Raw genomic sequence first — 26,704 nt, forward strand, 5'->3', positions numbered from 1 at the left:
CGTTGATCAAAATCACAATTGTCACTTTTTATATGAGTTGTATATTATAAAGTGATCTTGATCTGTATTTTAAACCGGCGTTTCAATTAATATTGTTTCTGGTTTTATTAAGGAGGTTTATGATGATTCGTAAAAGTATGCTTGCTATTTCTCTTGCTATTTCCTGGGGGGTGATGGCGGGTAATATTGACTTCATCTCATATGATGAAGCAGCGCTTGAATATAACAAGCAACATTTAACTATGAAACAGGGCTCTATAGATGCATTAGTTGAAAAAGCAGATAAGGCGCTTAACGCACCAATAGATCCGGTGACTAACAAAACACTATTACCAGCCAGTGGTGACAAACACGATTATTTTAGCTTTGGACCATACTGGTGGCCGAATCCAGATACTGAAGATGGCTTACCTTATGTGCGTCGTGATGGCGATTATAATATGGCCACCAAAAGCGCAGCAACGGACAAGCAGCGTTTTATTCGTTTTGCTAAAGATGTGACAGATCTGAGCCTTGCTTACTACTTCACAGACAATAAAGCTTACGCAAACAAAGCGAAAGCTCAGCTTAGTGCATGGTTTGTCGACCCAAAAACACGAATGAACCCTAACCTCAATCATGCTCAAGCAATCCCAGGAATTGTTGATGGGCGCGGTATTGGCATTATTGATAGTCGCTTGCTCATCCCAGTGCTGGATAGTATCAACATCTTGCAAGAGCAACTTGATCCGAAAGACTATCAGACTATGGTTACTTGGTTTAGTGAATTTAACCAATGGCTTCTAACCAGTAATCATGGCTTTGAAGAGGATAATTGGCACAACAATCATGGTACGTGGTATGACGCACAAGTGGCTGCTTTTGCCATTTTTGTCGGCCAAGAAGATATTGCAAAGCAGCGCCTGAGAATCACTCAAATGCGCCGAATTGGTAGTCAGTTTGATATGAATGGTCGTCAACATGGAGAGCTCGAACGTACTCGCCCTTGGCATTATTCAAACTTTAACCTAGAAGCCTACAGTCACCTTGGTCATTTTGGAGACAAGCTTGGCATCGACGTTTGGAATTATGAAGTCGATAAGCACTCTTTAGAAAAAGGTTATCAATATATAGCTAAACATGCTAATCAACCTGATAAATGGCAATACAAAGAATTAAAAGGATTTGATGGTTCGAAAGCCTATGTGAATTTACTTTATGCTCAGAAAGTATATGGCGAGCCGGTATTTACCAATGCTATTTCTGAGCTGAGTAAAGAAAAAGAAAATAGCAAGAAAGTTGCAAATCTACTATTCAAATAAAAAGGAATTAAACTTTGTCTAAGATCTATAAAATAGCTACAACTGCGGTTGTGGCATTGGTTGCTAGTGCCTCTATTTCTGCGGCATCTCTCGACTTTCGTCAAGAATATAAACACGAAAGTGAAACATATGCGAGTCGCGTGAAGCTTGGTGCTGGCGTTGGAAATATGTATTTTGGTGTTGAAGCCATGCAAAAGGGTAAACCATTTTCAGAATGGCAATCGAAAGGCAACGAATTCGACTTCGGCTACAAATACAAAATTGATGACAATTGGATGCTTATTCCAGGTATGCCAATTACGTTCTTCCCTGGTCACGTGACCTATAAACCTCAGCTTCGCGCTCAGTACTCTTTTGAGTCAGGGTTTGTTACCAAGCTTCGCTATCGCCATGAGTTCCGTAACTTCTCTGATGACCGTTCTTCTGAACAGAAGAGCAAAGTCACCGCTAACCTTGATTATAAATACAATGGTTTTCAGTTTGGTTTAGAGGCGAACTATGAGAAAGGTTTGGATGACCAAGTGTTGTTTGACAACGGCGACACCAACTGGGACGCAATGTTCAAACTTGGCTATAAAGGCGAAGACTGGAGTTGGCGCCCATATGTGGAGTTCGCCAATGTTTCGGTATCGAGCTCTTCAAACGATCGTCAACTACGAAGCCGTATCGGCATTACTTATAGCTTCTAGACGTTTACTGTAATTGATTGTCCGTATGGCCACGCTAGCTTGTTAATGTGGCCATTTTTTATAGTGAGGGATTATGACATTGATAAAAAAGGGCGCACTGCTGCTGATTACAGCGATGTTGAGTATCGCGTTGATTGTGTTTGTAAGCTTGGATTCAATCAAAACATCTTTAGTCGAAACCAAAAAGCATGAAGTGGCATCGTTACTCTCGTTTGCAAAGAAGCAAGCATCGGATGCCATCATACAAAGCCGCTCCCCGGAAGAGGCTGAGCAACGCATCATTGCTGTTCTGTCCACTTACCGTTTGGGTAATGCTTACATTTGGGCGAATGACCACAATGCTATCGCTCGCGTGCATGTGCGTGGCGAAAAACTGGGGGCGTTCCAAAGCTCTTATGCTCGGCATGTAAGCCTGCTAAAGGATAAGGAGTTCAACTATGTTGTCGGCGAGGTGAGTAAACCGAACTCGTCGGAAAAGGTGACCAAGGTAAGTGCGATTACCATGATCCCAGAACTCAAATGGGTAATGGGGCTTGGGATATACATGGATGATGTTGAGGAAAGTTATCAGCAGCTCGTGACGCGCCTTTTGATCTACAGCTGCGGTATTTTAGTGGTGATATTATTGATAAGCGGCCTCATTGCGCGCAGTATCTACCGTTCTGTAGGCGGGGAACCCAATGTGGTCGTTTCATTAACCAAGCGGATCGCCGATGGACACTTATCTCAGTCTGTGAAGCAGTCTGTACCGCAAAGAAGCATTTTAGAGTCCGTTAGTCAGATGCAAGCGTCACTCAAACAGTTTGTTGATAAGATCGGCTCTGTTTCGGTGATGATCAATCAGTCTACTGATAACCTAGATCGTAATGTCGCGGCGACGACGGAAAGCTTAGGTCAAATTCGCTCGATTTCAGATGACACATTTGATTCCATGAAGGCGCTCGAGCTCAGCATTGAAGAAATCAACATTGGAATTGATAAGGCACATTGGAATAGCTTGCAATCGCAGTCTTTGTCTGAGCAAGGGGCAGACGCGATTCAATCTATGGAGTGTTCAGTGGAGGATATTCGCTCAAGCCTTGATGGTTCACTGAAAAGTTTTGGCCTGTTAGCCGCAAAGTATGAACAGATATCAGGGGTTGTTGAGGTGATCCAAGGCATCGCTGAGCAGACAAATTTGCTAGCGCTCAACGCAGCCATAGAAGCCGCGAGAGCGGGCGAGCAAGGGCGTGGTTTTGCTGTGGTAGCTGATGAGGTTCGAAGTCTTGCAGCCAGAACATCGGATGCGACTGTGGAAATATCTAAAATAAGTGAACACATACTGTCGGAGTCTGAACATGTTTCCACGGACTTGAAAAAGCTGCTTGAACAAATCTCGCAAAGCGAAAAGAAATCTGAACAGGTCGGTGTTATTTTTAGTCAAGTAAAGCAAGGTGCGAGTGATGTACAGAATATCGTTGCGGATTTAAAACAGTTGACAAAAAATGAGTTGGCTATTTCTGAGCAGGTTTATTTATCAATTGAGAAACTGCTCAAAGTTCAAGAGGCAAATTTGAAGCGAATTGAGCAGTTTTCATTGAATTCAAGTGAGCTAAAACGGCTATCGGACGATCTGCAATCCAATAGCCATGGTTTTGAAAAACAAGAGCTAGTGGCAGGTTAAGCATGAGTTGTCACGTTTAATAGGGTGGTTTGCACATCACCTCACTGAGCGGGCGATGACAGAGTCTTAGTCTCTTTACTTGAGCTAATAATAGCTCCGCACAACCTAATGCATCACTGGCTGCTGAGTGGGCCTGATAATCGGGCAAATTATAGTGTTGGCGCAGATCATCGAGTTGGAAGCTAGCATGGCCACTATTTTTTCCTAAATAGCTAAATCGCTTCTCAAGCATCAAGGTGTCTATCATGTAACAAGGCAGTTTTTCCAATTGATAGCGCCTTTTGAGATACGACGATAAAAAGCCATACTCAATGCCCGCACTGTGGGCAATGATAGTTTTGCCTGCACAATGTTCGATTAATTGATCGAGTGCTGGCTCGGGCTCCACCCCCTGTTTTTGAACTTGAATGGGCATAATTTCATGAATGATAGCGCTCTCTGGTCGCACAACAACGTCGTGGCGCAAAATCACTTCGCTAACACTGGTTAAATCAATCTCTTCATAGTTTAACTCTACCGTTCCAATAGAGAGGATTCTATCAGTGTCTGGATTTAATCCTGTCGTTTCAAAATCGAGTGCGACAAATTGTTGTTCAGACAACGGGCGCTCTGCATTAGGGAGCGGGTGGGCAAAGTAATGCTCGAGGGCATGAGAAGACCAGCGTTTAGCCTGCATGGATTGGTGCAAAGCTTCAATATTGTCGCCTTTAGAGAATAGCTTTTGTAGGGCTTTGGTCAGCATGTTAGAACCCGCCTACAAATTTGAGTTTAGCGACATCCTGCAGTTCGCTGATTATCTTGAACGCCTCTTTTAGGTGCTTGCGTTCAAAACTGCTGAATTCGTCAGGGCGGATGTGGTTATCCGGAGTATCACCACGAAGCTGTGCGTTGAGCTGGTGCCTAAAACGAACTTGAGTTAGAAAACGGTACGCGCCGATAATGTTGTCGCAACTGTTTTGAGACAAGGTACCTTGCTCAACTGCATATCGAAACCGCTCTTCAGTCCCTGTTAGCGACCCTCCAGCGGCAAGGCTGTATATCCGAGCAAGATCAATGATGAGATTCAGCGCAAATTTTTTGATGTTGAGTGACTTGGTGTTATCACCACTTTTTTCTAGTACCAGACTATTGAAAATACCAAGGGGCGGTGATGTTTCGATGGCATCGCGTGTTAGTGCTGGGATAAAGCGAGGGTTTGCATGAATGGTCTGGTGTAGGTGGTTTTGAAGCGTATCGACAAGTTCCGCGTTCCCGTACACACAGCGTATTTCCATGAAGACACTGATGTTGAGCAGTTTATTGTATTCTGGGCTAGCTACCCATTTTGTATAGTATTCTTTCCAGCGACCTACATTCTGGTTCCATTTGGCTGTGGCTGCCATGTACTTACCATCACAAAGGGGATAGCCCACTGCGGCTAATCCATTACACACTCGCATTGCAAAGTAAGCGAAGTAGAATCGGTCGTCCTCGGTTGCATCTTCTGCGAGTACGAGAGCATTGTCTTGATCAGAGAGCATGTGTACTTCGTTTCTTGCATGCGACCCAGCAACCATCCAAGCGTATTCACAAGGTGGTGGACCGAGCACTTCTTCTGTTAGTTGGATTATTCGTCTATTGAACGCATCCATGATCATCGACATCACCTGACCATGAATCTCGGCGCTCACACCACTTTCGACCAAGGCTTGGAAAATGGTTTCTTTTTCATCTCGTAGGCTAGCAAGCGCATTGATCGAGTTGGCGTACTTGATTTTTTCAATGAGGAAGAGCGATTGAGTACGATGGTTATGAACCAGATGTGTAGTCGTCAATAAGCCTTTTACTTCGTTATTGGCAATGACAGGCAGGCATCGAATATTATACTGCAACATGAGTGAAATCGCTTGAATCACTTTGTCTTCGCTATTGATCAAAATGGGGTTGCGTGTCATGACTTCATAAATAGGTCGCTGGGTATCGACACCCTGAGCGACAACATGTTGGGTCATATCGCGGTCGGTGACCAAGCCGACAATTTCATGTTCTTTTAGTACCACGGCGCATGAGCTGCGACGCTTACCACACATGGCCTTGGCGACATCCATGATCGAGTCATCGTAACTTGATACTGTGATATTTTCGCTGGCGACTTCTCCCACCGTACGAAAGAACAAGCTTTTCTCTTCTTTGTTGACGATAGAGCGTATGGCGGAGTGCAAACGTGTTTTTGCTGTAGCGGCAAAGTAGTCTTTAAACTCGGGATGTTGTTTGCATGTCTCTTGAATGTTTGCATGTGGTATTAGATAAAGGAGCGAGTCTTCAATAGCTTCCGCTCGGTAGCCATCTTCTGCTTCATTTAGGGGCTCAAGGAAAGTAAACCCAAACTGATCCTCTTCACCGAGACGGGCTCGGAGTTTATTGATTTGGGTACGCTGCTCTATTGCGCCTTTTCGAATCACATAGAGGTACCGTTTCTCGCACATCGAGTGAAACTCAATACTTTCTCCCTTGGCTAGGTATTTGACTGTGACTGAGCCTGCTAGTGATTCAACCACCTGTTTTGGCAGAAGGTCGAAAGGGTCAAGGTGAATCAAAAAGTCGAAAATGTTATTTGAAGCTGAAGTACCCATGTAAATCCCTTAAGTGAAATGGCGTTTCAATAAAGTGCTTGGCGGCAAAAAAAGCAGCACGAGTGCTGCTTTTTTAACTGTATTAATGTCAGACAGGGTAATTGTGATAGCCCAAGTGCTCAGAAACATTGCGGCCAGCCGAGTGGAGCTGGGCAATGTACTCTTGTTTGCGGTTTTCTTCGAATCGAATAGTAGGAAACGAAACAGAGATAGCCGCAATAGGGTCACCAAATCGGTCGTAAACCGGTACTGCAATGCAACGCAATCCTGGCTCTTGTTCTTCGTTGTCTTCACCAAAATGCTGCTCACGAACAAGGTTTAATTCTTCAAGCAGTTGGTCTGCGTTTTCATGCGTATGCTGCGTGTGTTTTTTAAACTTAACATCAGCCAAGAGAGCTCGTACTTCTTGCTCATCCATATGAGACATCAACACCTTACCAATAGCTGTGCTGTAGAGCGGGTTGCGGCGACCGATGCGTGAGTGCATACGTAGATGATAACTGGAGTCTATCTTGTGTAGGTAGATGATGGAGTCTTCGTCAATGGAGCCCAAGTGAACAGTTTCATTGATGATCTTGGAGATTTTCGCCATCTCAGTATTAGCAAGATTAATGAGGTCGACATGCTCTAAAGCTTTTGAACCTAACTCAAATAATTTTAATGTCAGTGAGTATTTATCGGCTTCCCCTTCCTGCTCAACAAACCCGAGTGTCTTCATGGTTTGTAAAAAGCGATAGGTTGTCGCCTTTGACATCATCAAGCGTTGAGATAGCTCGGATACACCAATCTCTTTTTGGTTAGCCAGTGCTGAGAGGATGTTAAATACTTTTAATACTGACGATACAGCTTCCGGTTGAGTTGATTTTTCCATTTCACGCTCTGAGTCATTTTCGATAGTACCTGATTATACCTGACATGTTGGAGCGAGTCAGTAGTTTCGAAAAGCCATTTCATTAATTTAAAACCAATAATTGAGATATCAATCACATTAGTTGTAGTTAACTTTAAAAATTAAAACGCAATTTCAAAAATAACTTTCGGTCGTATCATTTTTTGTGTAATGTAAGTTTCAACAGAGTGAACATCGGCCTTTTTTTGTTCACCACACATTCACTACAAAGGTACAGATTATGATTCTTGATTCGTTTAGCCTTGAAGGCAAGGTAGCAGTGGTAACTGGTTGTGATACCGGTCTTGGGCAAGGAATGGCTATCGGGCTTGCTAAAGCAGGTTGTGACATTGTTGGCGTGAACATTGTTGAACCGTCAGAGACGATTGCGATGATCGAAGAGACAGGTCGCAAGTTTGTTGATATTCGCGCTAACTTAATGAAGTTAGATGATATTCCAAGCATCGTCGATCGTGCAGTTACGGAGTTAGGTCGAATTGATATCTTGGTAAACAATGCAGGCATCATCCGTCGTAACGACGCCATTGACTTCTCTGAGCAAGATTGGGATGACGTGATGAATATCAACATAAAGTCGGTGTTCTTTATGTCACAAGCGGTAGCGAAACAGTTTATCGCGCAAGGTCAAGGTGGCAAAATCATTAACGTCGCGTCAATGTTGTCATTCCAAGGTGGCATTCGAGTACCATCTTACACCGCTTCAAAGAGTGGAGTGATGGGTGTGACTCGACTAATGGCTAACGAATGGGCAAAAGAAGGCATTAATGTTAACGCTATTGCGCCGGGCTACATGGCAACGAATAACACAGTAGCACTACGCGCTGATGAGCAGCGTAATGCTGAAATTTTAGAGCGTATTCCAGCTGACCGTTGGGGCACTCCTGAAGATCTAGCGGGGCCATGTGTATTCTTGGCATCGAAAGCATCTGACTATATCAATGGTTACACTATTGCCGTTGACGGTGGTTGGTTGTCTCGCTAACAGGCTTAAGAGAAGGTGATGGATCTATTTTCTGTCGGACAGGTATTAGGTTTTTTGAGTTTTGGTTTAGGAATTTCTACCTTTTACCAAAAAGACGACAGGCAGCTCAAAATTTTAATGTTTGTCTTTAATATCAATCATCTTTTCCACTATTTACTACTAGGTTCAACCGTATCTGCCGCGGCAGCCGGACTGTCGGCAGCAAGAACGTTGGTATCGATACATACACGGTCCAAGCTTGTAGCAGTATTGTTCATTGTTGTTGCAGGTGGTTTTGGGTTTTGGGTTGCTGATGGTATAGGGCAGCTTTGGTCAATTTTTGGCACGGTGATCGGGACGTTCTCAATGTTTGTTCTCAGCGGCGTGGCAATGCGTATTGGCTTTTTGCTTGGTGCGACATGTTGGCTAATCAACAATATATTGGTTGGCTCAATAGGTGGCACCTTACTTGAGGCGACGCTTATAGTGACGAACCTAGTAACCATTTATCGATTACGTAAATCAAGTGATTTGGTGTCTAGCGAATCACAAACATAATAGGTTTTTACACATGTTCGTATTCAATAAAAATGTGCAGTTAGAAGACTTAGGTGACGGTGTCAGCCGAAAGGTGCTTGCACACAACGACAACATGATGTCGGTTGAAGTCCATTTTGAAAAAGGTGCGGTTGGTGCTATGCATTCGCACCCACATGAGCAGCTTACTTATGTGCTGTCTGGCGCTTTTGAATTCACGATTGGCGAGGAAAAGCACATCGTTAAGGCCGGTGACACCATGTATAAGCAGCCAGATATTGAACACGGTTGTGTGTGTGTTGAGGCAGGTACGCTAATCGATACGTTCACACCAATGCGCAAAGATTTTGTTTAAGATTAAACTAATGACGAGCCTTCTCGTCGGGGAACTACTATGAAAATTGCACTAATGATGGAAAACAGCCAAGCACCAAAAAATGCGATGGTTGCTTCTGAACTAAACCTTGTGGCAGGTAATTTAGGCCACGACGTATTCAATGTCGGTATGACAGATGAAAACGACCACCACCTAACTTACATTCACCTAGGTATCATGGCGAGCATCCTACTGAACTCAAAAGCAGTAGACTTTATCGTGACTGGCTGTGGCACAGGCCAAGGTGCGTTGGTGGCAAGCAACCTTCACCCAGGTGTGGTATGTGGTTACTGCTTAGAACCATCAGATGCATTCCTTTTCAACCAAATTAACAATGGTAATGCTATTTCATTGGCATTTGCGAAAGGCTTTGGTTGGGCTGGAGAGCTGAATGTTCGTTATATCTTCGAAAAAGCATTTACTGGTGCTCGTGGCGAAGGTTACCCTGTAGAACGAGTTGTACCTCAGCAGCAAAACGCAGCAATTCTTAATGATGTTAAGGCTGCTGTTTGCAAGGACGTTGTAGCATCACTAAAAGCGATTGATCAAGATCTAGTCAAGCAAGCTGTTGGTGGCGCTCAGTTCCAAGAATGTTTCTTTGCTAATTGCCAGGTCACTGAAATTGCTGAATACGTTCGCACGTTGATTGACTAATTTGATCTGACTTAAAGTGGCCTCAGAACTCCTTGAAATTTTGTATCTGAGGCTGCTTCAAATCAAACGTAGCAGCACTTATTGGCTATTTTATTATTTGTTTTGATGTCCATATCGGGATTTGGCCAGCCAGTGTTATCACTGGTTTTTTTCATGTCTAGTAATGAACTGATTCTATTATCAGTTTCTCATCATTCCACCGATAATCATTGTTCACTCTCAAAAATTAAAAACTCATATTGAAGCCCTAAAATATACTCTTAAAGTAGCATATCAAGTTTACTTTGAAATGAGATATACCCAATCAACTTGAAGGTGCTGGCTTTAGCACCTGAAAAATTCGAGATGTCAAAGAGCCTGCGATCTCTGGAAGAGTCACAGTGCAGAAATTCTCGATAGCTTCTCTGAATTCCCGTTTATTCCTGAAATATACATTGTTCCTCGAATGTACATTCATCACCTTCCAAAGCCGTTCGATTGGATTTAGGTTCGGGCTATAAGGTGGAAGTGATCCGCACCAGAAGTTTTGGACACTGAGTTAAGTGAGTACAATCACTAACGAGGTGAACAATGACAACTAAGAAAACACGAATCAAACATACTCCTGAATTCAAAGCTGAAGCGCTTAAGTTAGCAGACAAAGTCGGTGTCGCTGCTGCCGCACGACAGCTATCGTTATATGAATCTCAAATCTATGGATGGCGTAAAGCCGTCAAAAAAGACGCGAAAATCAGCGATAGAGAAAGAGAACTCGCCACAGAGAATGCCAAACTCAAACGATTATTGGCTGAGCAAGCTGAAGAGCTAGATCTTGTTCGGTTCGTATCCAACCATGCGATATAGGATGGACGCATCAATGAATAAAATCGACTCACCCTTGCTACAGCTTGCTTTGAGCGCTTCATAAGCCTCAATAAAGGCTTTCTGCTTTGTTTCATCAAACTTATGAGGCACGCCTTTAGGCATCTTGTAACTGAAACCATTCGTTCATCCCAGCAACTGTATAGCTAAAGCCAAGTTCCTCTTTGACATAAGCGACAATTTGATGAGTATGAGCATAGGTATGCTCAGTCAAATGTTCGATGAGGTGCATGGTTTGAGTGGCAGAAAGTTTGCTTTGGCTGCCACCATTTTCAGGCTTAAGCTTTTCAGAAAGCACGTAATCGCTGAGATGGCGAGCGACAGTCGATTCATGAATACGAAGGGCTTGATAAATCATAGTTTGACTCCAACCTTCTGAGGCAAGCAAAACCGCTTTGATACGGTCGCACACTCGACTATCACGAGTTGAATCGTGCATCTGCTCAAGTTGCTGCTTTTGTTGGGGAGTCAGTGTAATTTTCATGGTGCTTAGATGATCCTGATTTCATCGAAAATCAAGCACCTTCAATGATCACCGGTATAGTAGGCCTATTCAACTTGGAGAACCTAGCATTAGATAGAATAGCCCAATGCCTCGACGGGAAGTGTGTATAGGTAAATAACCTCAACATTGAACAAGCGATTCATGAAGGCGGATCTCTCCCGCACAAGGGCTTTATGTTCATCTCGGCGTAACCAAAAATCAAACTGCCCTTTGTTCAATATCGGTAGAGATTCGAATTCCTGTATGGTTGGCCAGGCTCACTTTCGTATTTTAAATCCGCCGGTACCTACAACGAGCTTCTTGATGGGGGCGTGATCGGATTCAACGCCATTATTGAGATACTTTACTTGCCGTTGCTCGACGTCGCCCCTCCTTTTTCAAACGGGTAATCGCATTAGCATATCAGGAATGCTTGTCCGTGTTTCATGTTTGAGGCTGTAACTCTTTTGGATAGTGGCTCAGACACCGCTTCAGGAACTGATAAGCCGCATCTTTATTACGTTTGTGGGAGAAATAGAAGTCCATTGTTTCGCCCTGCTTATTGATAGCTCGGTATAGGTAATGCCATTTTCCTTTCACCTTGACACAGGTTTCATCGAGCTGCCACTAAGAGTCTGCTCGGATGAATTGATGACGGCGTAATTTCTTGCGTAATGCTGGGGCATACTCAATGAACCATCGATAACTGGTCGTGCGGTGAACTGAAACTCCTCTTTCCTGCAGTATTTCGCTAAGGTTAGCGTAGCTCATTGGGGTCAACCCATACCAGCGAACGCAACACAGAATGATTTCAGGGGCAAAGTGCTTCCATTTAAACTCGGGGTTCTTCATTACGAGCTCGATTAGATGACGTCAATCTGCAAGTTTGCCGTCGACCCCGGTTATTCGCAACAAGCCATTTTTATTTGCTTTGTGTATTTGTGAAGGGCTTATCTCGCCAGCCAGCCACCATCAACGGCCATGGTAAAACCATTGACATAGTTGGCTGCATCCGACGCGAGGAAAACCGCTGGGCCTGCAAGATCTTCAGGGTTGCCCCAGCGATCAGCGGGGATGCGATCGAGAATTTCATGGCTCCGCTTTTTATCGTCGCGCAATTGTGCAGTGTTGTCAGTTGCCATGTAACCCGGCGCGATCGCATTAACATTAATGTTATGCTTCGCCCATTCATTAGCCATCAGGCGGGTAATACCCAAGACGCCACTTTTCGATGCGGTGTATGAAGGTACGCGGATCCCGCCTTGGAAAGAAAGCATAGAGGCGACATTGATGATCTTGCCGCCATTGCCTTGAGCGATGAACTGCTTGGCAACAGCCTGGCTGAGGAAAAAGGCGGTTTTGAGGTTGATATCCATGACATCATCCCAATCTTGCTCGCTGAAGTCGATGGCATCTTCACGGCGGATAATTCCAGCGTTGTTGACTAGAATATCGACCTTACCGAACTGCTCTAGCGTGGAAGCCATAATGCCCGGGATATCGTCAGTTTTCATCAAATTGGCTCGAATATCGATGAACTGACGCCCAAGTGCTTCCACTTTGGCTTTAGTTTCATCACTACCCGATGAGCTCACACCGACAATATTACAGTCAGCTTTGGCAAGCCCTAGTGCAATACCTTGTCCTAACCCACGATTGCAACCGGTAACAATGGCAACTTTGCCTTCAAGATTAAATGCGTTGAGTATCATATCTATTCCTCGTGATGATGGTTGGTTGAAAAACCAGGGAGTTAATACCGAGACAATATTATCATTCTCTCGCAGGAAATAAAATAAATGAAACGCAGTTTTATTTTTTTGCGGTCAGGTTTGAGCTCACCTATGGATGAATAAAGACTTTCGTGTTGTTGAACTCATTTGCCTAACAAGTTGCACAAAATACGGCGGGAGTATTCACCTGTCCCGTTGCTTTGCATAGCTCACCAGACATGGTGATCATGGGAACGCTAAGTCTTCAGCTGATTGGACTTTACTACTGGCACTATTCTTGAGTAGGTAGCTTGCTAACAAAATCAGACCTGCACAGCATAGGAACAAGAATAGCCCCCACAGTGAGTTTGGCAGCAATATCATTGCTAATAGACCTGCGGTGATAGGACCCAATTTTCCGCGTTGCATTTTGTCGTATTCATCTTGACCGTCTTCAGCAATACATTCTGCTTCGATGTTCTCAAAAAACTGCGCTACTTCTGCTTTTTCCTGATCATTTAGAGAGTCTTCTTTGTAGAATAAAGTCGTCGCCTAGAAGAAGCTTGCAGTTAGGAATAGGTGAGTAATAATAGTAATCATATTACGCATTTCAGACGTTTCACGCCCCGTGAAATCGATGCCTAACAAATCACCCAGAGCTTCAGGAGTGAAGACATTGACACACAACCAAGAGACCAAGATACCGAATACTACTGTGCCCCAAGCAGCCCAGCGCGGGGTATTCTTGATGAACATACCGGCTTTGTTTCCGAAATCATGTTCAAAGCGCTAGGTTCCCCAAGTGGTTGTATTTCAGCCAATGCACTGAGTTTCAGGTATACCTAGCCTAGTAAGCTTGTTCAGTGCTTGGATCATGGTATAAGCTTCTCCAACCTGAGCATTTTAGTTTCTCAGGTTAAATGAACCGCCAAAAAGTTACTTTACCCTATGCATAGCGGTCTCAGACAGTGAGCGTTTGTGATAGCCGTACTTCTGCTTCCATTTCTTGTTCGAGCCGTAAAGTTTTTGGTAGCCAACAGGCAGATTCCGAGGATGTCCTTTCTCCCCAAAAGCTGCGCCATCGCGTGGCGCTATCAAATGAGAGGCTTTCTTGCGTCCAATAGCTTCATAACACTCTCTGGAGTCTTCAGCACCATCACCTGATATTGCTTTGATGGTACGTCGTGTTTGCTTCAGAAGATTTGGCAGTACTTCGGCGTCTGTTACACCAGACAAACTCACCTCTGCAGCAACAGTTTCACGAGTGGAGGTATCAACGGCTATGTGAATCTTGCGCCACATTCTTCGCTTTTCCCTCGGTACCATGTTGTTTTACTTTCCATTCACCCTCGCTATAAATCTTGAGGCCTGTTGCGTCAATAGCTAGGTGTTGTATTGCGCCGCGAGTCGTTGGTTTGAATGAGATTTCAACATCCTTTGCTCGGCGGCTGATGCAGGTATAGTGTGGGCATCTTAATGGAACATCAGCCAGTCCTTGGTGTAGAAATCCTCAAACCGAACGGTGGTGTGAGAGGAATAGGCCGTGAGGCCTCCTCCTACTCGATTAATAGCCAATTGGCGGTTGCCAAACTATCCGAGTATTTGTACTTAGCTGCTATTCGGCCAACTCACTGATCTGGTTGTTGGCCTGGTTGTATCTGAAACGGCGCGTAAGGTTCGATTTGAGTAAACTGAACTCGACTTGTTTCTCACACCAGATGACCTTTTGCAACTGATATGTTTGCTTTTCAGACAAATCGTGCAACAGCACAGTTTTCAACTCAGGCTGGTTTGAGCGTACCAAACTATAAGCGATATCAGAGGTTGCTGGGTTATCAGGCGCATATCCAGTAACAACATCGACTTCACGATCGGCGGCAAAGTGCTGGTTGAATTCAGGCTGTCCTTCAATGGCATAGCACTGAGTGAATTCAGTTTGGCTTTCTATTAACTGGACATCACGCATGCGCTCCAAAGCACCGCTTAGGGGGTTAACGATTGATTTACGTTGTTCATTGGCAAGGTGTGTGCCGCGCACGTGGTAAGTTAAATCGAATTGTTGCTGATGTGGGTTAATAACCGTATTCAGTTCAACTGCTGCATCTCCTAACCAAAGAATAGCTCGGCGGAAACAGACATCACGGTAAGCCTCTTCATTCCACTGTACGAGAGTGTGGCTGTCGACTTCAGCTGGTTTGTTTGCCCAGTTCGCTTCGCTTGCGACCAGAGTAAACTTTTCATTCTGCTGGTAGTTGAGTAGTGTCGGATTGATCGGAGACTGGTTTTGCTGGTTAACGACCAAGGTATTGTGCGTGGAAGTGTTTTTGTAATAACCGTAGTGGAGCTCTGCGCCGTAACCTGTGGTACCTAGATCCGGTAGGATCTCTTTACCGTTTCGGTTCAAGATCAGGCCAAGGCGGTCATAGTGATCGTGTTCACCACCATAAGGAGCGTGCTTAAGTAGCATTGAATTGTTGCGAGCTTCATCATAGCAGATAGTCAGGCCCGCTTGCTCAGCGTGCATTGATTGACATTTTATCGGCTCAGCATTTGGCAGCTCATCAACACCATACAGCAACGCATCGATATTATCGCGGCTGATATTTTGGTAGATGTTCGTCAATACTTGTGCAAATTCCTCACACGGTGTTTGCTTGTAGACAAACTCAAATAGGTGTGCATGAGTTAACTTTTCTTGCCCGGCAATACTGTCGTTCAAGCGAGGGAAATCACCATTATTCATCACTAGTTTGAGTGGGAACTTCATCATCTTGAGGTAGTTCGGGTTGTTGCTCACAGAATATGGTGTGCTATGGGCGATCTTTTCAAAGTTCAGCAGAGCTTGCAGGGCGTAATAGTGATAATGCACTGAGCCTTCAAACCACATACCTTCACCAAGGCAACCATGGTTTAGCTGGTAGTGGATTCCGTAGTCGGTATTTAGCGCGAAGTCGATATAGCGGTGGTCATCGAGAATCAGTCCAATCACACCGATAGTCGCATTGATTTTCATTTCATGGTTATGCAGCTGAGCGGAACGATGCTCCATTAAGAACTCGGCCCCCTCACGTAGCAAGCGCTTTTCAATTTTGTCCTGCTCTTGCTCTGTCAGTGCTTGCTTAATGAAATCATAGCCACGCGCTAAATCAATATGGCAGTTTGCTTCACATAGGGTTTGTGCGTTTGCTTTACCTGGCCCATTGTAAGGAATACCGCCGTGAACTTCGTAATTAGGGTAGTAATTTGCATATTCTAGTAAGATTTCGCGAACTATTTCTAGATGTATCGGCTCCTCGGTAATTTGCCACAGCAAGCCTAAATCGTAACAGGCTTTGGCGTTCAACCCATTTAGCCAGCGCCACCAAGCACCGTCATACGGTTCACCGGTAAACTCTTTACCATCAACAGGGCAGATGTGTGACAGGGGCTGATCGCGAGCAGATGTTAGACGTACTCCGTGTTCCGGGAAAAAGTAATAAAGATTCCATGTTGCGCGGCCATCTTCAGGAACCAACACCGGATTGTTCAGCACTACTTCGTTGTCGTTTTTCTGCGCATCAATCATAGATTGAGTGGCTTTGTTTTTAATCGCGACCATCTGTTGTGATGAGAACTGCAGCATACTCACTTACTCCCCTGAGAAGCTAATAGATTAAAATTTTCGTGGCTTGGTATTAGCAAATCTATAGCCTAAAGCGGGATCAGACTATCGCGGTCGATAAGGAAAGTCTTGTTTTGTAATACATGAAACATTGTGTTAATTATTTTTGCTTGGTTGCTTGGTTGCTTGGTTGCTTGGTTGCTTGGTTTGGGTGAGTTTCGTTTATGTGCGGTAGGGCGCGTAAAGGGATAGCTTCTTGCTGGGGGGAATATAACAAAAGCCAGCAGGGATACCCTACTGGCTTTTCCGGATTCAACCTCTAAATGAGAAGGTTACATGCCGTAACCAAATAGATTTGGCAGCCACATAGTGACCCATGGTACGTAGGTGATCAGCATAAGTACCGCTATCTGCGCGACCCAAAGTGGGATCAGCGGTTTAATTACACTAGCTACTGGCACCTCACCAATTTTACAACCGGCAAACAGTGCCGTACCTACTGGCGGAGTACATAAGCCAATACATAGGTTAAAGGTAATTAGGATACCGAACTGGATTGGATCCATACCAAACTGAGTAACAATTGGCAGTAAGATAGGGATAAAGATCAGCTTGGCTGGTGCGCCATCCATAAACACACCAATAAACAGCAGCATGATGTTGATAAGGAATAGAACAATGATTGGGTTCTCAGAAATGCCTAGCATAGTGCTGCCCACCATGTATGGGATATCAGCAATTGACATAGTCCAAGACATTGAGCTAGAGATACCGATTAGGACAAGGATAACCGTAGCTGATAACATTGCCTCCCCGAATACGCGAGGAATATCACGTACACCCATTTGCTTGTAGTAGAACAAAGCTAGCGCCAGCGAGTACACAACCGCAATTGCAGATGCTTCTGTGGCGGTAAACACACCACCAATGATACCGCCAAGGATAATCACTACCAAGCCAAGTGCCGGAATCGCTTCCAAAAGTGTCTTTTTAACAATAGCCCAAGTAATGCGGTCTTCTTTCGGATAGCCCCTACGCTTAGTCCAGAAGTAGGTCACAAACATTAGCGATAGGGCAATCAGTAGGCCTGGGATGTAACCTGCTAGGAACAAACCGGCAATTGAAGTACCACCACTTAGTAGAGAGTATGTGATCAACGCGCCTGATGGCGGGATAATCATACCAATTGGACATGAAGCGATGTTAACCGCAGTAGCAAAAGCGGGATCATAACCTTTTGCTTTCTGCGCGGGTACCATAACACCACCAACCGCAGCCGCAGAACCAATTGCTGAACCAGAAACAGTACCAAACATCGTGTTAGCTACGATATTTGTGTGTGATAGTGCACCTGGCAGGCGGCCAACCAGTAGTAATGCAACGTTGATTAGTTTATCGGCAATACCCCCAACACGCATAATGTTACCTGCCAGCATAAAGAATGGCAGTGCAAGGAATGCGAAGTTATCTACACCGGTGATCATTTTCTGTGCCACAATCAGGATTGATTGTTCCAGTGGGAACATCATCATGGTTGCAGTAATAGTTGAAAGGCCAATAGAAAACGCGACTGGAACGCCCAAGCCGAATGAGGTTATTACAAAGGTGACTAACATCACCAGCATCATCTGAATTTCAAGACTCATATTCTCTCCCTATACTTCAGACAGGTTTAAATTTTGCTTTCGTTTTTCTTCTGCGATTTCATTCGCGTAATCTGCAATATTTAGCATGTTGTACAGCAAAATGATCAATCCAGAGATAGGTACTACAATGTAGATGTAAGACATAGGTATACCGAGAGAAGGTGTAATCTGGCCTGTCATAGAGATATTGTTGTACTGCACAATACCTCCGTAAATCATTACCATCATTGCAAACTTAGCGATAAACAGCTGTACAATTATATTCAGCACCAGCTTCTTAATTCCTGTCAAACGTGTACCCAACATTTCAATCGCAAGGTGTTGGTTTTGACCGACCATATAAGCTGTACCAGTCAGGCCGCACCACATTAATAGAAAGCGTGCAATCTCATCGGTTGATGTACTCGGTGAATGCAAAACAAAGCGGGAAAATACTTGCCATACCACGCACATCACCAAACTAATGGTGAGAATACTGACCCCAGTCCCAATGACTTGATCAATTAGCTTTCGAACAAACTTCAACATGAAAACATGCTCCTGTAAAAATCGTAGTGTCATTCTGTATATTTGAAATGATATTTCAATAAATACCTTAAGAAAGTAAGACTTGCGTAGCATTAAAATAAAATACCGTTTCGATAAATGTAAACTTTGATTTCGATCTATTTTCATTTGTCAGATTTCGATTTATATTGATTTCAAATCATAACGTTTAATTGGATAGAACAATGAAACTAAATAAACTCAATGCTGCCCTTATCGCTGGTTTAACTTTTAGTGCATTTGCTGCTAATGCAGCCACATTACGCCTTGGTCACAACACTCATCCAGACGGCCCAACTGGCCAGTATTTTGAAATGTTTGCTCAATCAGTTGCTGAAAAGTCAAATGGTGACATTCGTGTTCGTATTTTCCCTAACTCTCAGCTTGGTACCCAGCGTGAAATGCTTGAGCAGGTTACGAATGGCCTGCTAGATATGACCAAAGTTGATAGCTCAATGCTTGAGAACATTGAACCTAAATACAAAGCGCTAAACTACCCATACGTTTTTGAAAGCACAGAAAAAATGCACGAAGTCGTGTCTGGTGAGCTTGGCCAGGAACTACTTGAGTCGACAGCAAATCGTGGCTTTATTGGTTTGGGTTACATCATGATGACCCCACGTGGCTATTACTCTCCAAAGCCAATCAACGGCCCAGAAGATCTGAAAGGGATGAAACTGCGTGTTCAAGAGTCGAACACGATGATCCGTTTAGTTGAGAACATCGGCGGTATCCCAACTCCAACACCATACGGAGAAGTATTCTCTGCACTGCAGCAAGGTATGGTTGATGGTGTTGAAGGTGCTGGCCCATCGTTATACACAGCGCGTCATGGTGAAATTGCTAAATATTTTTTTGAAGACAACCATGTACAGATGGCGAATGTGATTGCAATCAGTAACCGTGCATGGAACCGCCTATCAGAAGATCAGCAAGCGGTCGTTCGCGAGGCGGCGGTAGATGCGATGAACTATAGCTACACCACTGGTTGGGATATGGAGATGGCGCTGCAACAAAAAGCGGTTGATCAAATGGGGGTAACTATTGTCCAGCCAACAGAAGAGCAGCGTGATCAAATGATTCAATCGATTCAGCCTATGTATCAAGCGCTGGAAAAAAATGAGCCAGAAGTTTACGAGCTCTTAAACCAAATCAAATTCGCGCAGCAATAATAAGGGCTATCTAGCACGCTACCTGGAAGCAATTTCAGGCAGCGTGTTTGTATGTCTTTCAAAGGTAATACAATGAATAAACAATTTCTCGACGATAACTTTTTACTTAGTAACGAAATCGCACAGCATCTTTACCATGACTACGCGAAGTCACTGCCGATTATCGACTACCATAACCACTTGAGCCCTAGGGAGATCTATGACGATGTTCAGTTCTCTTCTATTGCAGAAGCTTGGTTGGGGCATGACCATTATAAGTGGCGTGCGATGCGTGCTAATGGTGTCGACGAGTCTTTTATTACTGGTGATGCTGACTCTCGCGAAAAGTTTGAAAAGTGGTGCCAAAGCGTGCCTTACCTGATTGGTAACCCTCTATACCACTGGAATCACCTTGAGCTGCAGCGCTACTTTGATATTGACTTGATTATCAACGAGCAAAATGCTGCTCAGATTTGGGAAACCTGTAACGAGCAGCTTAAACAGCCGAGCCACAGTGCACGTAACTTGCTTCGAATGATGAACGTTGAGTCACTCTGCACCACTGATGATCCACTTAGCGATCTGGAGTACCACAAAGCGTTGGCAGACGAAGGCTTTGAGGTTAAAGTGCTGCCTACTTTCCGCTCAGACGATTTGTTCTACATTGAGAACACTAACAAGTTCCTAAGCTGGGTTTCAGCCTTAGCTGAAAAAACAGACATCAATATTAACTCGCTTGATGAGTTATTCTCGGCCCTAGACCAGCGCTTTACCTATTTCCATGAAGTGGGGTGCCGTCTATCAGATATGGGCATCAAGGTAGTGCCTTACGCTGCTTCTACTGTGGAAGACGCGGATTTGGTATTCAAAAAAGTGTTGGATGGTGAAGCGATCAATGCTCATGAAGTAGAGGTATTTAAGACTCAGATCTTCCACTTTATTGGGCTGAAAAACCATCAGCTTGGTTGGACTATGCAGCTTCATATTGGCGTTCTTCAGGATCCAAATGCTCGCCGCTTTGAAGAGTTGGGTGGAGCGACTGGCTTTAGTTCAATGGATGATCAGACATTCGCAGCCAACCTAGCCAACCTGCTTAGCGATTTAGACTATAAACGCCAGCTTTCCAAGACTATCGTCTACTGCTTAAACCCACGTGACAATGCCATAGTTGCCACCCTTATAGGTGCGTTCCAAGATAGTGATTTTGGCCCAGGTAAGATCCAATTCGGCTCAGGCTGGTGGTTCAACGATCAGAAACTTGGCATGATCGACCAGCTTACAACATTGGGTAATCTCGGTATGCTTGGTCGCTTTGTTGGTATGCTGACTGACTCGCGAAGCCTGTTGTCTATGCCTCGCCATGAATACTTCCGACGTATTTTGTGTAACTTGCTAGGCCAATGGGTTAAAGACGGCGAGCTACCGAATGATGAAGCACTGCTTAAGAAGACTGTCGAAGGGATCTGTTACTACAATGCCAAACAGTACTTTGGCTTGTAATATCAACGACATGTAACAGGTGTAGTGTTGGCCACCAGACTAGAGGTGGCCACTTAACGGATTCAATATATGTTGCAAAGTTATGCTGATGGACAAACGTACTGATTTCCAGATGCAATTAGGCTGCAAGCGCGTAGAATTCATCCCAGACAGATAAACTATCAGGATTGTCGAGCTGTCCATTTTTAATCATCGCCCACAGCTCAATTCCAGCTAGAGTCGCCTTTGAACCTTCGTCAGATTTTCAACCCAGCACCTGGTTTATTTTCCCTTTTACTCTGCGGTGGCTTTGCTTAACAATATCTCCCTCTGGCAGGATAGATAATTGGACTCCCCTCCTCATAAGTCGTAGCCTCTAATGGGCTTTGTTGCGTAGTTCGAGTCAACTAAATCATGATCTTACAATCATAACAGTGAAATCCACTCACTGATATGGCCTCATGCCGAAACCCTACTACCAAACCAAGAACTGGCGCCAGTACAATAGCTCATTGATTAATCGAGGCTCGCTCACATTTTGGATTGACGAAGAAGCAATAGAAAACTGGAAGCAAACAAAGCAAGGAAAGTGCGGTAGACCTCGCATGTTTAGCGATCTCGCTATCACAACTGCGCTCATGGTTTAAGCGTGTATTCCCAATGCCACTTAGAGCACTTCAAGGCTTTATAGACTCAGTATTTGGACTGGCTGATGTTCCATTAAGATGCCCACACTATACCTGCATCAGCCGACGAGAAAAGGATGTTGAAATCTCATTCAAACCATCGACTCGCGGCGCAATACAACACCTAGCTATTGACCAACAGGCCTCAAGGTTTATAGCGAGGGTGAATTGAAAGTAAAAAAACATGGCGCCGAGGGAAAAGCGAAGAATGTGGCGCAAGATTCACATAGCCGTTGATACCTCCATTCGTGAAACTGTTGCTGCAGAGGTGAGTTTGTCTGGTGTAACAGACGCCGAAGTACTGCCAAATCTTCTGAAGCAAACACGACGTACCATCAAAGCAATATCAGGTGATGGTGCTGATGACTCCGGAGAGAGTGTTATGAAGCTATTGGACGCAAGAAAGCCTCTCGTTTGATAGCGCCACGCGATGGCGCAGCTTTTGGGGAGAAAGGGCATCCTCGGAATCTGCCTGTTGGCTACCAAAAACTGTACGGCTCGAACAAGAAATGGAAGCAGAAGTACGGCTATCAAAAAACGCTCACTGTCTGAGAGCGCTATGCATAGGGTGAAGCAACTTTTTGGCGGTTCATTAAGCCTGAGAAATTACAATGCTCAGGTTGGAGAAGCTTATGTCATGATCAAAGCATTGAACAATGCTTACTAGGCGAGGTATGCCTGAAACTCAGTGTATTGGCTAAAATACAACCACGTGGGGTGTCTAGCGCTTTGAACATGAGTTCGGAAACAAAGCATATCCCATTTTAAACTTCACACGGTTAAGGCAAACCTTATCGATGTACTAGCTAAGTAGGTTGAAGGTTTTAAGGAGGATTTGCTGGCGAGGGTTACTGAAATGAATTTATCTGGTTGATAAAACCAGCTCCACGAACAAGCTCGCGGGGCTGATTTTATTCTGTCGAAAGCTGGATTAGCTAACGTGCGCAACCGCGCCTTTAACCAACTGACCTAGTTCACCCCAGCGACCCTCGTCGATTAGGTTGGCTGGAACCATCCAAGTGCCGCCGCATGCTAATACAGACTTGATGGATAGATAATCATCGACATTCTTTAGGCTTACACCACCTGTTGGCATAAATTTCACTGGGTATACGGCTGTTAGTGCTTTTAGCATACCCACACCGCCAGATGGCTCTGCTGGGAAGAACTTCAACGTACGCAGACCCATTTCCATTGCTTGCTCAACAAGGCTTGGGTTGTTTACTCCAGGCACGATAGGTACGTTTTTATCGATGCAGTATTGAACTGTGCGTGGGTTGAAACCTGGGCTTACGATAAAATCAACGCCAGCTTCAATCGCTTGGTCCACCTGTTCGTTGGTAAGAACGGTACCCGCGCCAATCAGCATTTCTGGATACGCTTGACGCATTGCAGCGATTGCGTCTGCTGCGCATTCGGTACGGAACGTGATTTCTGCGCAAGGCATGCCGTTGTCTACTAATGCTTTACCTAGTGGAATAGCATCCTCCACTTTGTTAATGGCAATGACGGGAATCACTTTAAGGCTTGCTAGCTGTTCATTTAGAGTTGTCATTTTTTTTGTCCTACTAATCAAGAGTTGGCGTTGCTGTATTAGGAATGATGGCACCGCGGTACTGAATCACAGTTCCGGCGACTTTGTGTCCTATTTCCGCTGATCGAAATGCGTCACCACCTGTTAGGCGCTTGGCAAGATAACCGGCGCTAAATGAGTCCCCAGCAGCTGTGGTATCAATAACGGAGTTAACTGGCTTAGGCGCGACATACTCTGCGCGACCTTCGCTAATTACTAGGCACTCTTTTGCGCCACGCTTGATGGCAATTTCAGAGACGCCTGCTTGCTGAGTGCGTTCAATACACTCCTCTAGACATGTGTCACCGAATAAGTCTTGATCATCTTCGAAGGTGAGCAATGCGGTATCCGTGAAACCGAGCATCACAAGGTACGTGCGCTGAGCGGTATCTCGGTTCGCCCATAATTTTGGTCGATAGTTGTTGTCAAAGAAGACGCTGCCGCCTTTGGCCTTGAACTTCTCTAAGAAGCTAAACAGGGTGTCACGTCCAGTGTCAGTTAAAATAGCCAAGGTGATGCCGCTTAGGTAAACCGCATCGTAATCCATCAATGAATCGACAAGGGATTGGCTCTCTGGCTGATCGAACACGAATTTAGCCGCTGCATCGCCGCGCCAGTAAAAGAAGGTGCGTTCGCCAGTTTCATCGGTCTCGATGTGATAAAGGCCGGGCGTTTTGTCGTCTAGACGCAGTACCTGATCGGTATCAATGCCCTCTTCAGACCACGCTTTTAGCATTTCAGCAGAGAAAGGGTCATTACCTAATGCGGTAATGTAGCTCACTGAAATGTTGTAATTTTTCGTCAAACGAGAAAGATACAGCGCGGTGTTTAGTGTATCACCACCGAAACTTTGCTTTAGTAGTTCTTCTTTACGTTGTAGCTCCACCATGCATTCGCCGATGATCGCTATTTTGTATTGGCTCATAGTCAAATATCCAGTTTGAGAGTCACCCGTTTTACCAGTGTTTACTGAGTTTAAAACGTTTGGTAAGTATATGATTTTAAATGTCTAACTGATTGTTTCTTTCTGTGTTTATTGTGTTGATAAACGTTAGAGCGTAGATGTTGACTAAAGGATGTCGTGTTTAGCATGGTTTTACCATCATCCGCGCCCTTCAAGAAGTAATTGGAAGCTATATTTTATTTGAAACAGCGTTCCAGTTAAAATATAATTTATCAGCGTAACTTGAATGTGAGGTAGTAATATTTCTACTTTTAACCATTAAATGTGATTTAGGTCGAGTTTCATTGTAGCGGTCATTGAGTTCCGTATGGACGGCGAAACCAATAGGACTAATCGCAGCGAATGAATAATCTGTGATGCATAAGGAATGATATGGAACTCATTGATACTGTTATTATTGTCGGTTACTTTGCTTTCGTATTGTTCGCCGCTTTAGTGTTCAAGCGTTTTGCCACGGATAGTTCGAGCTTCATCCGCGGTGGTGGAGCAATGATGTGGTGGATGGCGGGCGCTACTGCTTTCATGACACAGTTTTCCGCGTGGACCTTTACGGGGGCTGCAGCCAAGGCCTATGAGGATGGGCTGACAGTATTGTTCATTTTTTGGGGTAATGCCTTGGGCTTTTTCGTCGCGGCTGGCTATTTTGCTACCCGTTATCGCAAGATGCGCGTTGAGACGGCTATGGAAGCTATCAAGGTTCGGTTCGGACGTGCATCTGAGCAAGTTTATACCTGGCTCTCTTTTCCTTTGACTATTATGTCTGCGGCGATCTGGTTAAACGGTTTAGCTCTCTTCGCAGCCGCGGTTTTTAACATTGATCTTGTGGTTACGATTGTTGGTGTTGGCCTATTGGTGACCTTCATTGCCGCGAGCGGCGGCTCATGGACGGTGTCCGCAACCAATGTTATTCAGCTCATTTTGTTGGTTGCGATTACCATGTCGGTCGGAGTATTTGCAATGCTGGAAGTCGGTGGTCCGGCATCATTAATAAACAGCTACCCTACTGATAGTTATATGGGCGCAGACATTAGTTATTGGCAAGTGTTTTGGCTTTGGGTTGTGATGATGCTACTCAAGCAAACTATCAGCGCGAATAACGCGCTTTCTTGCTATCGATTTTTGGTGACAACGAACGAAAGAGAAGCAAAAAAAGCAGCCCTGTTCGCTGGGATCCTATTTATTTTTGGTCCTGTCATGTGGTTTGTCCCTCCATGGGTGACTGCGGCGATGGGCGTGGATCTTATGGCGTATTATCCAAAGCTTGCAGAGAGTGCCAATAACGCCGCTTATGTTTACTACATTGATCATTACCTGCCAGCGGGAATGTTAGGTTTGGTGCTTGCGGCAATGCTTGCCGCTACTATCGCACCTATGACGACCGCCTTGAATCGCAATGCCGGAATTTTTGTTCGAAATGTTTATCAGTCGGTGTTCAACCCCAAAGCAACGGAACAAAAACAATTAGTCGTTGGGAAGGTTGCCACCGTGGTGAATGGCCTGCTTTGCTGCTTTGCTGCTTTGCTGTTTGCTTCAATCAAGGAGTACAGTTTCTTTGATATCATGATGCTATTTGGCGCGTTATTGCAAACCCCATTGGCAATCCCATCTTTGCTAGCACTTATGACGTTAAAAACGCCAGACTGGTCTGGTTGGGCGACGATTACTGTCGGATTGTCGGTGTCGTTCTTCATGCAGTTTGTATTTAATGTGGATTGGTTATTGCCTTGGTTCGATGCTGCTAGCTTCACCAGTCGTGAGTCGGTTGACTTACTTGTTTCGATGACATTGATCGCGCATATTGTGATTACGGGTGGTTTTTTTATCTCTACTAGGTGGTTCTATCGGGAATCCTCTGGTGAACGTGGAAAAGAAATTACTCAGCTAAAAGCCAATCTAGAAACACCGATTAGCTCATCTGAAGAGGCTAAAGTCGATACTCGGCAAGGTGCTTACCTTGGGCGTATGTGTCAAATATTAGGCGTTCTTGTTGCATTAATCTCGATAACGACAGATTCGATGCCTGACGCTAGCGTGTTTGTTTTAATCGGTTTGGTTATTTTGTTGGCAGGGACTCATCTCTGTCGGTATGGGAATGTAAAGGCTACCTCGCCGGACCCCATAACAGATTAATTACGCTTTCCAGTCTGTGTGAATTGCTGGCTTTATTTTTGTCGAATCTTGGTCGTTAAGCTTCGCGAACTATTGTTGACCGATCCCGACAGCTTTACTAGCCATACTTATTACTCCTGTTCTCACTGGTTGTACTATTCGTTTGGCACAGCGACACTAAAAGGGAGG

21 protein-coding genes and 6 pseudogenes are annotated in these 26,704 nt (G+C 44.6%); 12 read left to right on the forward strand and 15 right to left on the reverse strand.

Annotation, left to right across the window (positions count from 1 at the left end):
• The first annotated feature begins 119 nt into the window (after nucleotides 1-119).
• From M9196_RS11755 to M9196_RS11765, 3 genes are all read left to right on the forward strand, one after another.
• Entirely contained in the window at nucleotides 120-1,301 is a 1,182-nt protein-coding gene (locus tag M9196_RS11755) for an alginate lyase family protein (protein WP_250617728.1), read from the forward strand.
• A gap of 14 nt (nucleotides 1,302-1,315) precedes the next feature.
• Nucleotides 1,316-1,990, forward strand: a complete 675-nt coding sequence (locus M9196_RS11760; protein WP_250617729.1) for an oligogalacturonate-specific porin KdgM family protein — start codon at nucleotides 1,316-1,318, stop codon at nucleotides 1,988-1,990.
• Nucleotides 1,991-2,063: 73 nt separating this feature from the next.
• A complete protein-coding gene (locus tag M9196_RS11765) occupies nucleotides 2,064-3,653 on the forward strand; it encodes a methyl-accepting chemotaxis protein (RefSeq protein ID WP_250617730.1) in 1,590 nt (529 codons plus the stop codon).
• 16 nt (nucleotides 3,654-3,669) lie between these two features.
• Here the strand turns inward: M9196_RS11765 and M9196_RS11770 are convergent, their stop codons facing one another.
• The 3 genes from M9196_RS11770 to kdgR form a co-directional block, all read right to left on the reverse strand.
• A complete protein-coding gene (locus M9196_RS11770) occupies nucleotides 3,670-4,395 on the reverse strand; it encodes an exonuclease domain-containing protein (RefSeq protein ID WP_250617731.1) in 726 nt (241 codons plus the stop codon).
• A gap of 1 nt (nucleotide 4,396) precedes the next feature.
• Nucleotides 4,397-6,265 carry a DUF294 nucleotidyltransferase-like domain-containing protein gene (locus M9196_RS11775; protein WP_250617732.1) on the reverse strand — a complete coding sequence of 623 codons (1,869 nt, stop codon included), beginning with the start codon at nucleotides 6,263-6,265 and terminating at the stop codon, nucleotides 4,397-4,399.
• A gap of 88 nt (nucleotides 6,266-6,353) precedes the next feature.
• Nucleotides 6,354-7,136 carry a DNA-binding transcriptional regulator KdgR gene (gene kdgR / locus M9196_RS11780; RefSeq protein WP_065677436.1) on the reverse strand — a complete coding sequence of 261 codons (783 nt, stop codon included), beginning with the start codon at nucleotides 7,134-7,136 and terminating at the stop codon, nucleotides 6,354-6,356.
• A gap of 259 nt (nucleotides 7,137-7,395) precedes the next feature.
• On the opposite strand from kdgR, the gene kduD (M9196_RS11785) reads away from it, so the two are divergent.
• Genes kduD (M9196_RS11785) through M9196_RS11800 form a run of 4 tightly spaced genes read left to right on the forward strand, consistent with a single transcriptional unit; the run spans nucleotide 7,396 to nucleotide 9,703 of the window.
• The gene (kduD, locus tag M9196_RS11785) at nucleotides 7,396-8,157 is read left to right on the forward strand and encodes a 2-dehydro-3-deoxy-D-gluconate 5-dehydrogenase KduD (protein WP_065677435.1); all 762 of its coding nucleotides are present in this window, start codon (nucleotides 7,396-7,398) and stop codon (nucleotides 8,155-8,157) included.
• 18 nt (nucleotides 8,158-8,175) lie between these two features.
• Nucleotides 8,176-8,694 (forward strand): YgjV family protein, encoded by a 519-nt coding sequence (locus M9196_RS11790; RefSeq protein ID WP_250617733.1) that lies wholly within the window; start codon nucleotides 8,176-8,178, stop codon nucleotides 8,692-8,694.
• A 13-nt stretch (nucleotides 8,695-8,707) separates the two neighbouring features.
• The gene (locus M9196_RS11795) at nucleotides 8,708-9,028 is read left to right on the forward strand and encodes a cupin domain-containing protein (RefSeq protein ID WP_250617734.1); all 321 of its coding nucleotides are present in this window, start codon (nucleotides 8,708-8,710) and stop codon (nucleotides 9,026-9,028) included.
• 39 nt (nucleotides 9,029-9,067) lie between these two features.
• Nucleotides 9,068-9,703, forward strand: a complete 636-nt coding sequence (locus tag M9196_RS11800) for an RpiB/LacA/LacB family sugar-phosphate isomerase (protein WP_250617735.1) — start codon at nucleotides 9,068-9,070, stop codon at nucleotides 9,701-9,703.
• 304 nt (nucleotides 9,704-10,007) lie between these two features.
• Here the strand turns inward: M9196_RS11800 and M9196_RS11805 are convergent.
• Nucleotides 10,008-10,214: pseudogene (locus M9196_RS11805) on the reverse strand (transposase); the annotation flags it as partial.
• A 59-nt stretch (nucleotides 10,215-10,273) separates the two neighbouring features.
• Between M9196_RS11805 and M9196_RS11810 the strand changes: the two are divergent.
• Nucleotides 10,274-10,522: pseudogene (locus M9196_RS11810) on the forward strand (transposase); the annotation flags it as partial.
• Here M9196_RS11810 and M9196_RS11815 read toward each other — a convergent pair.
• The 9 genes and pseudogenes from M9196_RS11815 to M9196_RS11855 all read right to left on the reverse strand — a co-directional run.
• A pseudogene (locus M9196_RS11815) lies at nucleotides 10,505-11,048 on the reverse strand (winged helix-turn-helix domain-containing protein); the annotation flags it as partial. The pseudogenes M9196_RS11810 and M9196_RS11815 sit on opposite strands and share 18 nt — an antisense overlap.
• A gap of 89 nt (nucleotides 11,049-11,137) precedes the next feature.
• Nucleotides 11,138-11,900: pseudogene (locus M9196_RS11820) on the reverse strand (IS6 family transposase).
• A 98-nt stretch (nucleotides 11,901-11,998) separates the two neighbouring features.
• On the reverse strand, nucleotides 11,999-12,760 hold the full coding sequence (gene kduD / locus M9196_RS11825; RefSeq protein ID WP_250617736.1) for a 2-dehydro-3-deoxy-D-gluconate 5-dehydrogenase KduD: 762 nt from the start codon (nucleotides 12,758-12,760) through the stop codon (nucleotides 11,999-12,001).
• A 246-nt stretch (nucleotides 12,761-13,006) separates the two neighbouring features.
• Entirely contained in the window at nucleotides 13,007-13,189 is a 183-nt protein-coding gene (locus M9196_RS11830) for a hypothetical protein (protein ID WP_250617737.1), read from the reverse strand.
• 123 nt (nucleotides 13,190-13,312) lie between these two features.
• Nucleotides 13,313-13,516, reverse strand: a complete 204-nt coding sequence (locus M9196_RS11835) for a hypothetical protein (RefSeq protein WP_250617738.1) — start codon at nucleotides 13,514-13,516, stop codon at nucleotides 13,313-13,315.
• 57 nt (nucleotides 13,517-13,573) lie between these two features.
• A pseudogene (locus M9196_RS11840) lies at nucleotides 13,574-14,252 on the reverse strand (IS5 family transposase); the annotation flags it as partial.
• A 123-nt stretch (nucleotides 14,253-14,375) separates the two neighbouring features.
• Nucleotides 14,376-16,382 (reverse strand): heparinase II/III domain-containing protein, encoded by a 2,007-nt coding sequence (locus M9196_RS11845; protein ID WP_250617739.1) that lies wholly within the window; start codon nucleotides 16,380-16,382, stop codon nucleotides 14,376-14,378.
• Between the two features lie 311 nt (nucleotides 16,383-16,693).
• On the reverse strand, nucleotides 16,694-18,007 hold the full coding sequence (locus M9196_RS11850; protein WP_250617740.1) for a TRAP transporter large permease: 1,314 nt from the start codon (nucleotides 18,005-18,007) through the stop codon (nucleotides 16,694-16,696).
• Between the two features lie 9 nt (nucleotides 18,008-18,016).
• Complete coding sequence (locus M9196_RS11855; RefSeq protein ID WP_250617741.1) at nucleotides 18,017-18,535, reverse strand: TRAP transporter small permease; 519 nt, start codon at nucleotides 18,533-18,535, stop codon at nucleotides 18,017-18,019.
• A 203-nt stretch (nucleotides 18,536-18,738) separates the two neighbouring features.
• Here M9196_RS11855 and M9196_RS11860 point away from each other — a divergent pair, with 203 nt between their 5' ends.
• The 3 genes and pseudogenes from M9196_RS11860 (at nucleotide 18,739) to M9196_RS11870 (ending at nucleotide 22,570) form a co-directional block, all read left to right on the forward strand.
• A complete protein-coding gene (locus tag M9196_RS11860; RefSeq protein WP_250617742.1) occupies nucleotides 18,739-19,725 on the forward strand; it encodes a TRAP transporter substrate-binding protein in 987 nt (328 codons plus the stop codon).
• 72 nt (nucleotides 19,726-19,797) lie between these two features.
• Nucleotides 19,798-21,204 (forward strand): glucuronate isomerase, encoded by a 1,407-nt coding sequence (gene uxaC / locus M9196_RS11865; RefSeq protein ID WP_250617743.1) that lies wholly within the window; start codon nucleotides 19,798-19,800, stop codon nucleotides 21,202-21,204.
• Nucleotides 21,205-21,644: 440 nt separating this feature from the next.
• Nucleotides 21,645-22,570: pseudogene (locus M9196_RS11870) on the forward strand (IS5 family transposase).
• Nucleotides 22,571-22,800: 230 nt separating this feature from the next.
• Here M9196_RS11870 and M9196_RS11875 read toward each other — a convergent pair.
• Both M9196_RS11875 and M9196_RS11880 read right to left on the reverse strand, forming a co-directional pair.
• Nucleotides 22,801-23,424, reverse strand: a complete 624-nt coding sequence (locus M9196_RS11875) for a bifunctional 4-hydroxy-2-oxoglutarate aldolase/2-dehydro-3-deoxy-phosphogluconate aldolase (RefSeq protein WP_250617744.1) — start codon at nucleotides 23,422-23,424, stop codon at nucleotides 22,801-22,803.
• A gap of 13 nt (nucleotides 23,425-23,437) precedes the next feature.
• Nucleotides 23,438-24,367, reverse strand: a complete 930-nt coding sequence (locus tag M9196_RS11880; protein WP_250617745.1) for a 2-dehydro-3-deoxygluconokinase — start codon at nucleotides 24,365-24,367, stop codon at nucleotides 23,438-23,440.
• Between the two features lie 411 nt (nucleotides 24,368-24,778).
• Here M9196_RS11880 and M9196_RS11885 point away from each other — a divergent pair, with 411 nt between their 5' ends.
• On the forward strand, nucleotides 24,779-26,536 hold the full coding sequence (locus M9196_RS11885; protein WP_250617746.1) for a sodium:solute symporter family transporter: 1,758 nt from the start codon (nucleotides 24,779-24,781) through the stop codon (nucleotides 26,534-26,536).
• The last annotated feature ends 168 nt before the right edge of the window (nucleotides 26,537-26,704 follow it).

The sequence above is a fragment of the Vibrio methylphosphonaticus genome (assembly GCF_023634655.1).
GTDB lineage: Bacteria > Pseudomonadota > Gammaproteobacteria > Enterobacterales > Vibrionaceae > Vibrio > Vibrio methylphosphonaticus.

Coding starts and splice junctions, on each gene's coding strand:
- M9196_RS11755 (WP_250617728.1), top strand. CDS start 120: ATGATGATTCGTAAAAGTATGCTTGCTATTTCTCTTGCTATTTCCTGG.
- M9196_RS11765 (WP_250617730.1), top strand. CDS start 2,064: ATGACATTGATAAAAAAGGGCGCACTGCTGCTGATTACAGCGATGTTG.
- M9196_RS11770 (WP_250617731.1), bottom strand. CDS start 4,395: ATGCTGACCAAAGCCCTACAAAAGCTATTCTCTAAAGGCGACAATATT.
- M9196_RS11775 (WP_250617732.1), bottom strand. CDS start 6,265: ATGGGTACTTCAGCTTCAAATAACATTTTCGACTTTTTGATTCACCTT.
- kdgR (WP_065677436.1), bottom strand. CDS start 7,136: ATGGAAAAATCAACTCAACCGGAAGCTGTATCGTCAGTATTAAAAGTA.
- kduD (WP_065677435.1), top strand. CDS start 7,396: ATGATTCTTGATTCGTTTAGCCTTGAAGGCAAGGTAGCAGTGGTAACT.
- M9196_RS11790 (WP_250617733.1), top strand. CDS start 8,176: ATGGATCTATTTTCTGTCGGACAGGTATTAGGTTTTTTGAGTTTTGGT.
- M9196_RS11795 (WP_250617734.1), top strand. CDS start 8,708: ATGTTCGTATTCAATAAAAATGTGCAGTTAGAAGACTTAGGTGACGGT.
- M9196_RS11800 (WP_250617735.1), top strand. CDS start 9,068: ATGAAAATTGCACTAATGATGGAAAACAGCCAAGCACCAAAAAATGCG.
- kduD (WP_250617736.1), bottom strand. CDS start 12,760: ATGATACTCAACGCATTTAATCTTGAAGGCAAAGTTGCCATTGTTACC.
- M9196_RS11830 (WP_250617737.1), bottom strand. CDS start 13,189: ATGCAACGCGGAAAATTGGGTCCTATCACCGCAGGTCTATTAGCAATG.
- M9196_RS11835 (WP_250617738.1), bottom strand. CDS start 13,516: ATGTTCATCAAGAATACCCCGCGCTGGGCTGCTTGGGGCACAGTAGTA.
- M9196_RS11845 (WP_250617739.1), bottom strand. CDS start 16,382: ATGCTGCAGTTCTCATCACAACAGATGGTCGCGATTAAAAACAAAGCC.
- M9196_RS11850 (WP_250617740.1), bottom strand. CDS start 18,007: ATGAGTCTTGAAATTCAGATGATGCTGGTGATGTTAGTCACCTTTGTA.
- M9196_RS11855 (WP_250617741.1), bottom strand. CDS start 18,535: ATGTTGAAGTTTGTTCGAAAGCTAATTGATCAAGTCATTGGGACTGGG.
- M9196_RS11860 (WP_250617742.1), top strand. CDS start 18,739: ATGAAACTAAATAAACTCAATGCTGCCCTTATCGCTGGTTTAACTTTT.
- uxaC (WP_250617743.1), top strand. CDS start 19,798: ATGAATAAACAATTTCTCGACGATAACTTTTTACTTAGTAACGAAATC.
- M9196_RS11875 (WP_250617744.1), bottom strand. CDS start 23,424: ATGACAACTCTAAATGAACAGCTAGCAAGCCTTAAAGTGATTCCCGTC.
- M9196_RS11880 (WP_250617745.1), bottom strand. CDS start 24,367: ATGAGCCAATACAAAATAGCGATCATCGGCGAATGCATGGTGGAGCTA.
- M9196_RS11885 (WP_250617746.1), top strand. CDS start 24,779: ATGGAACTCATTGATACTGTTATTATTGTCGGTTACTTTGCTTTCGTA.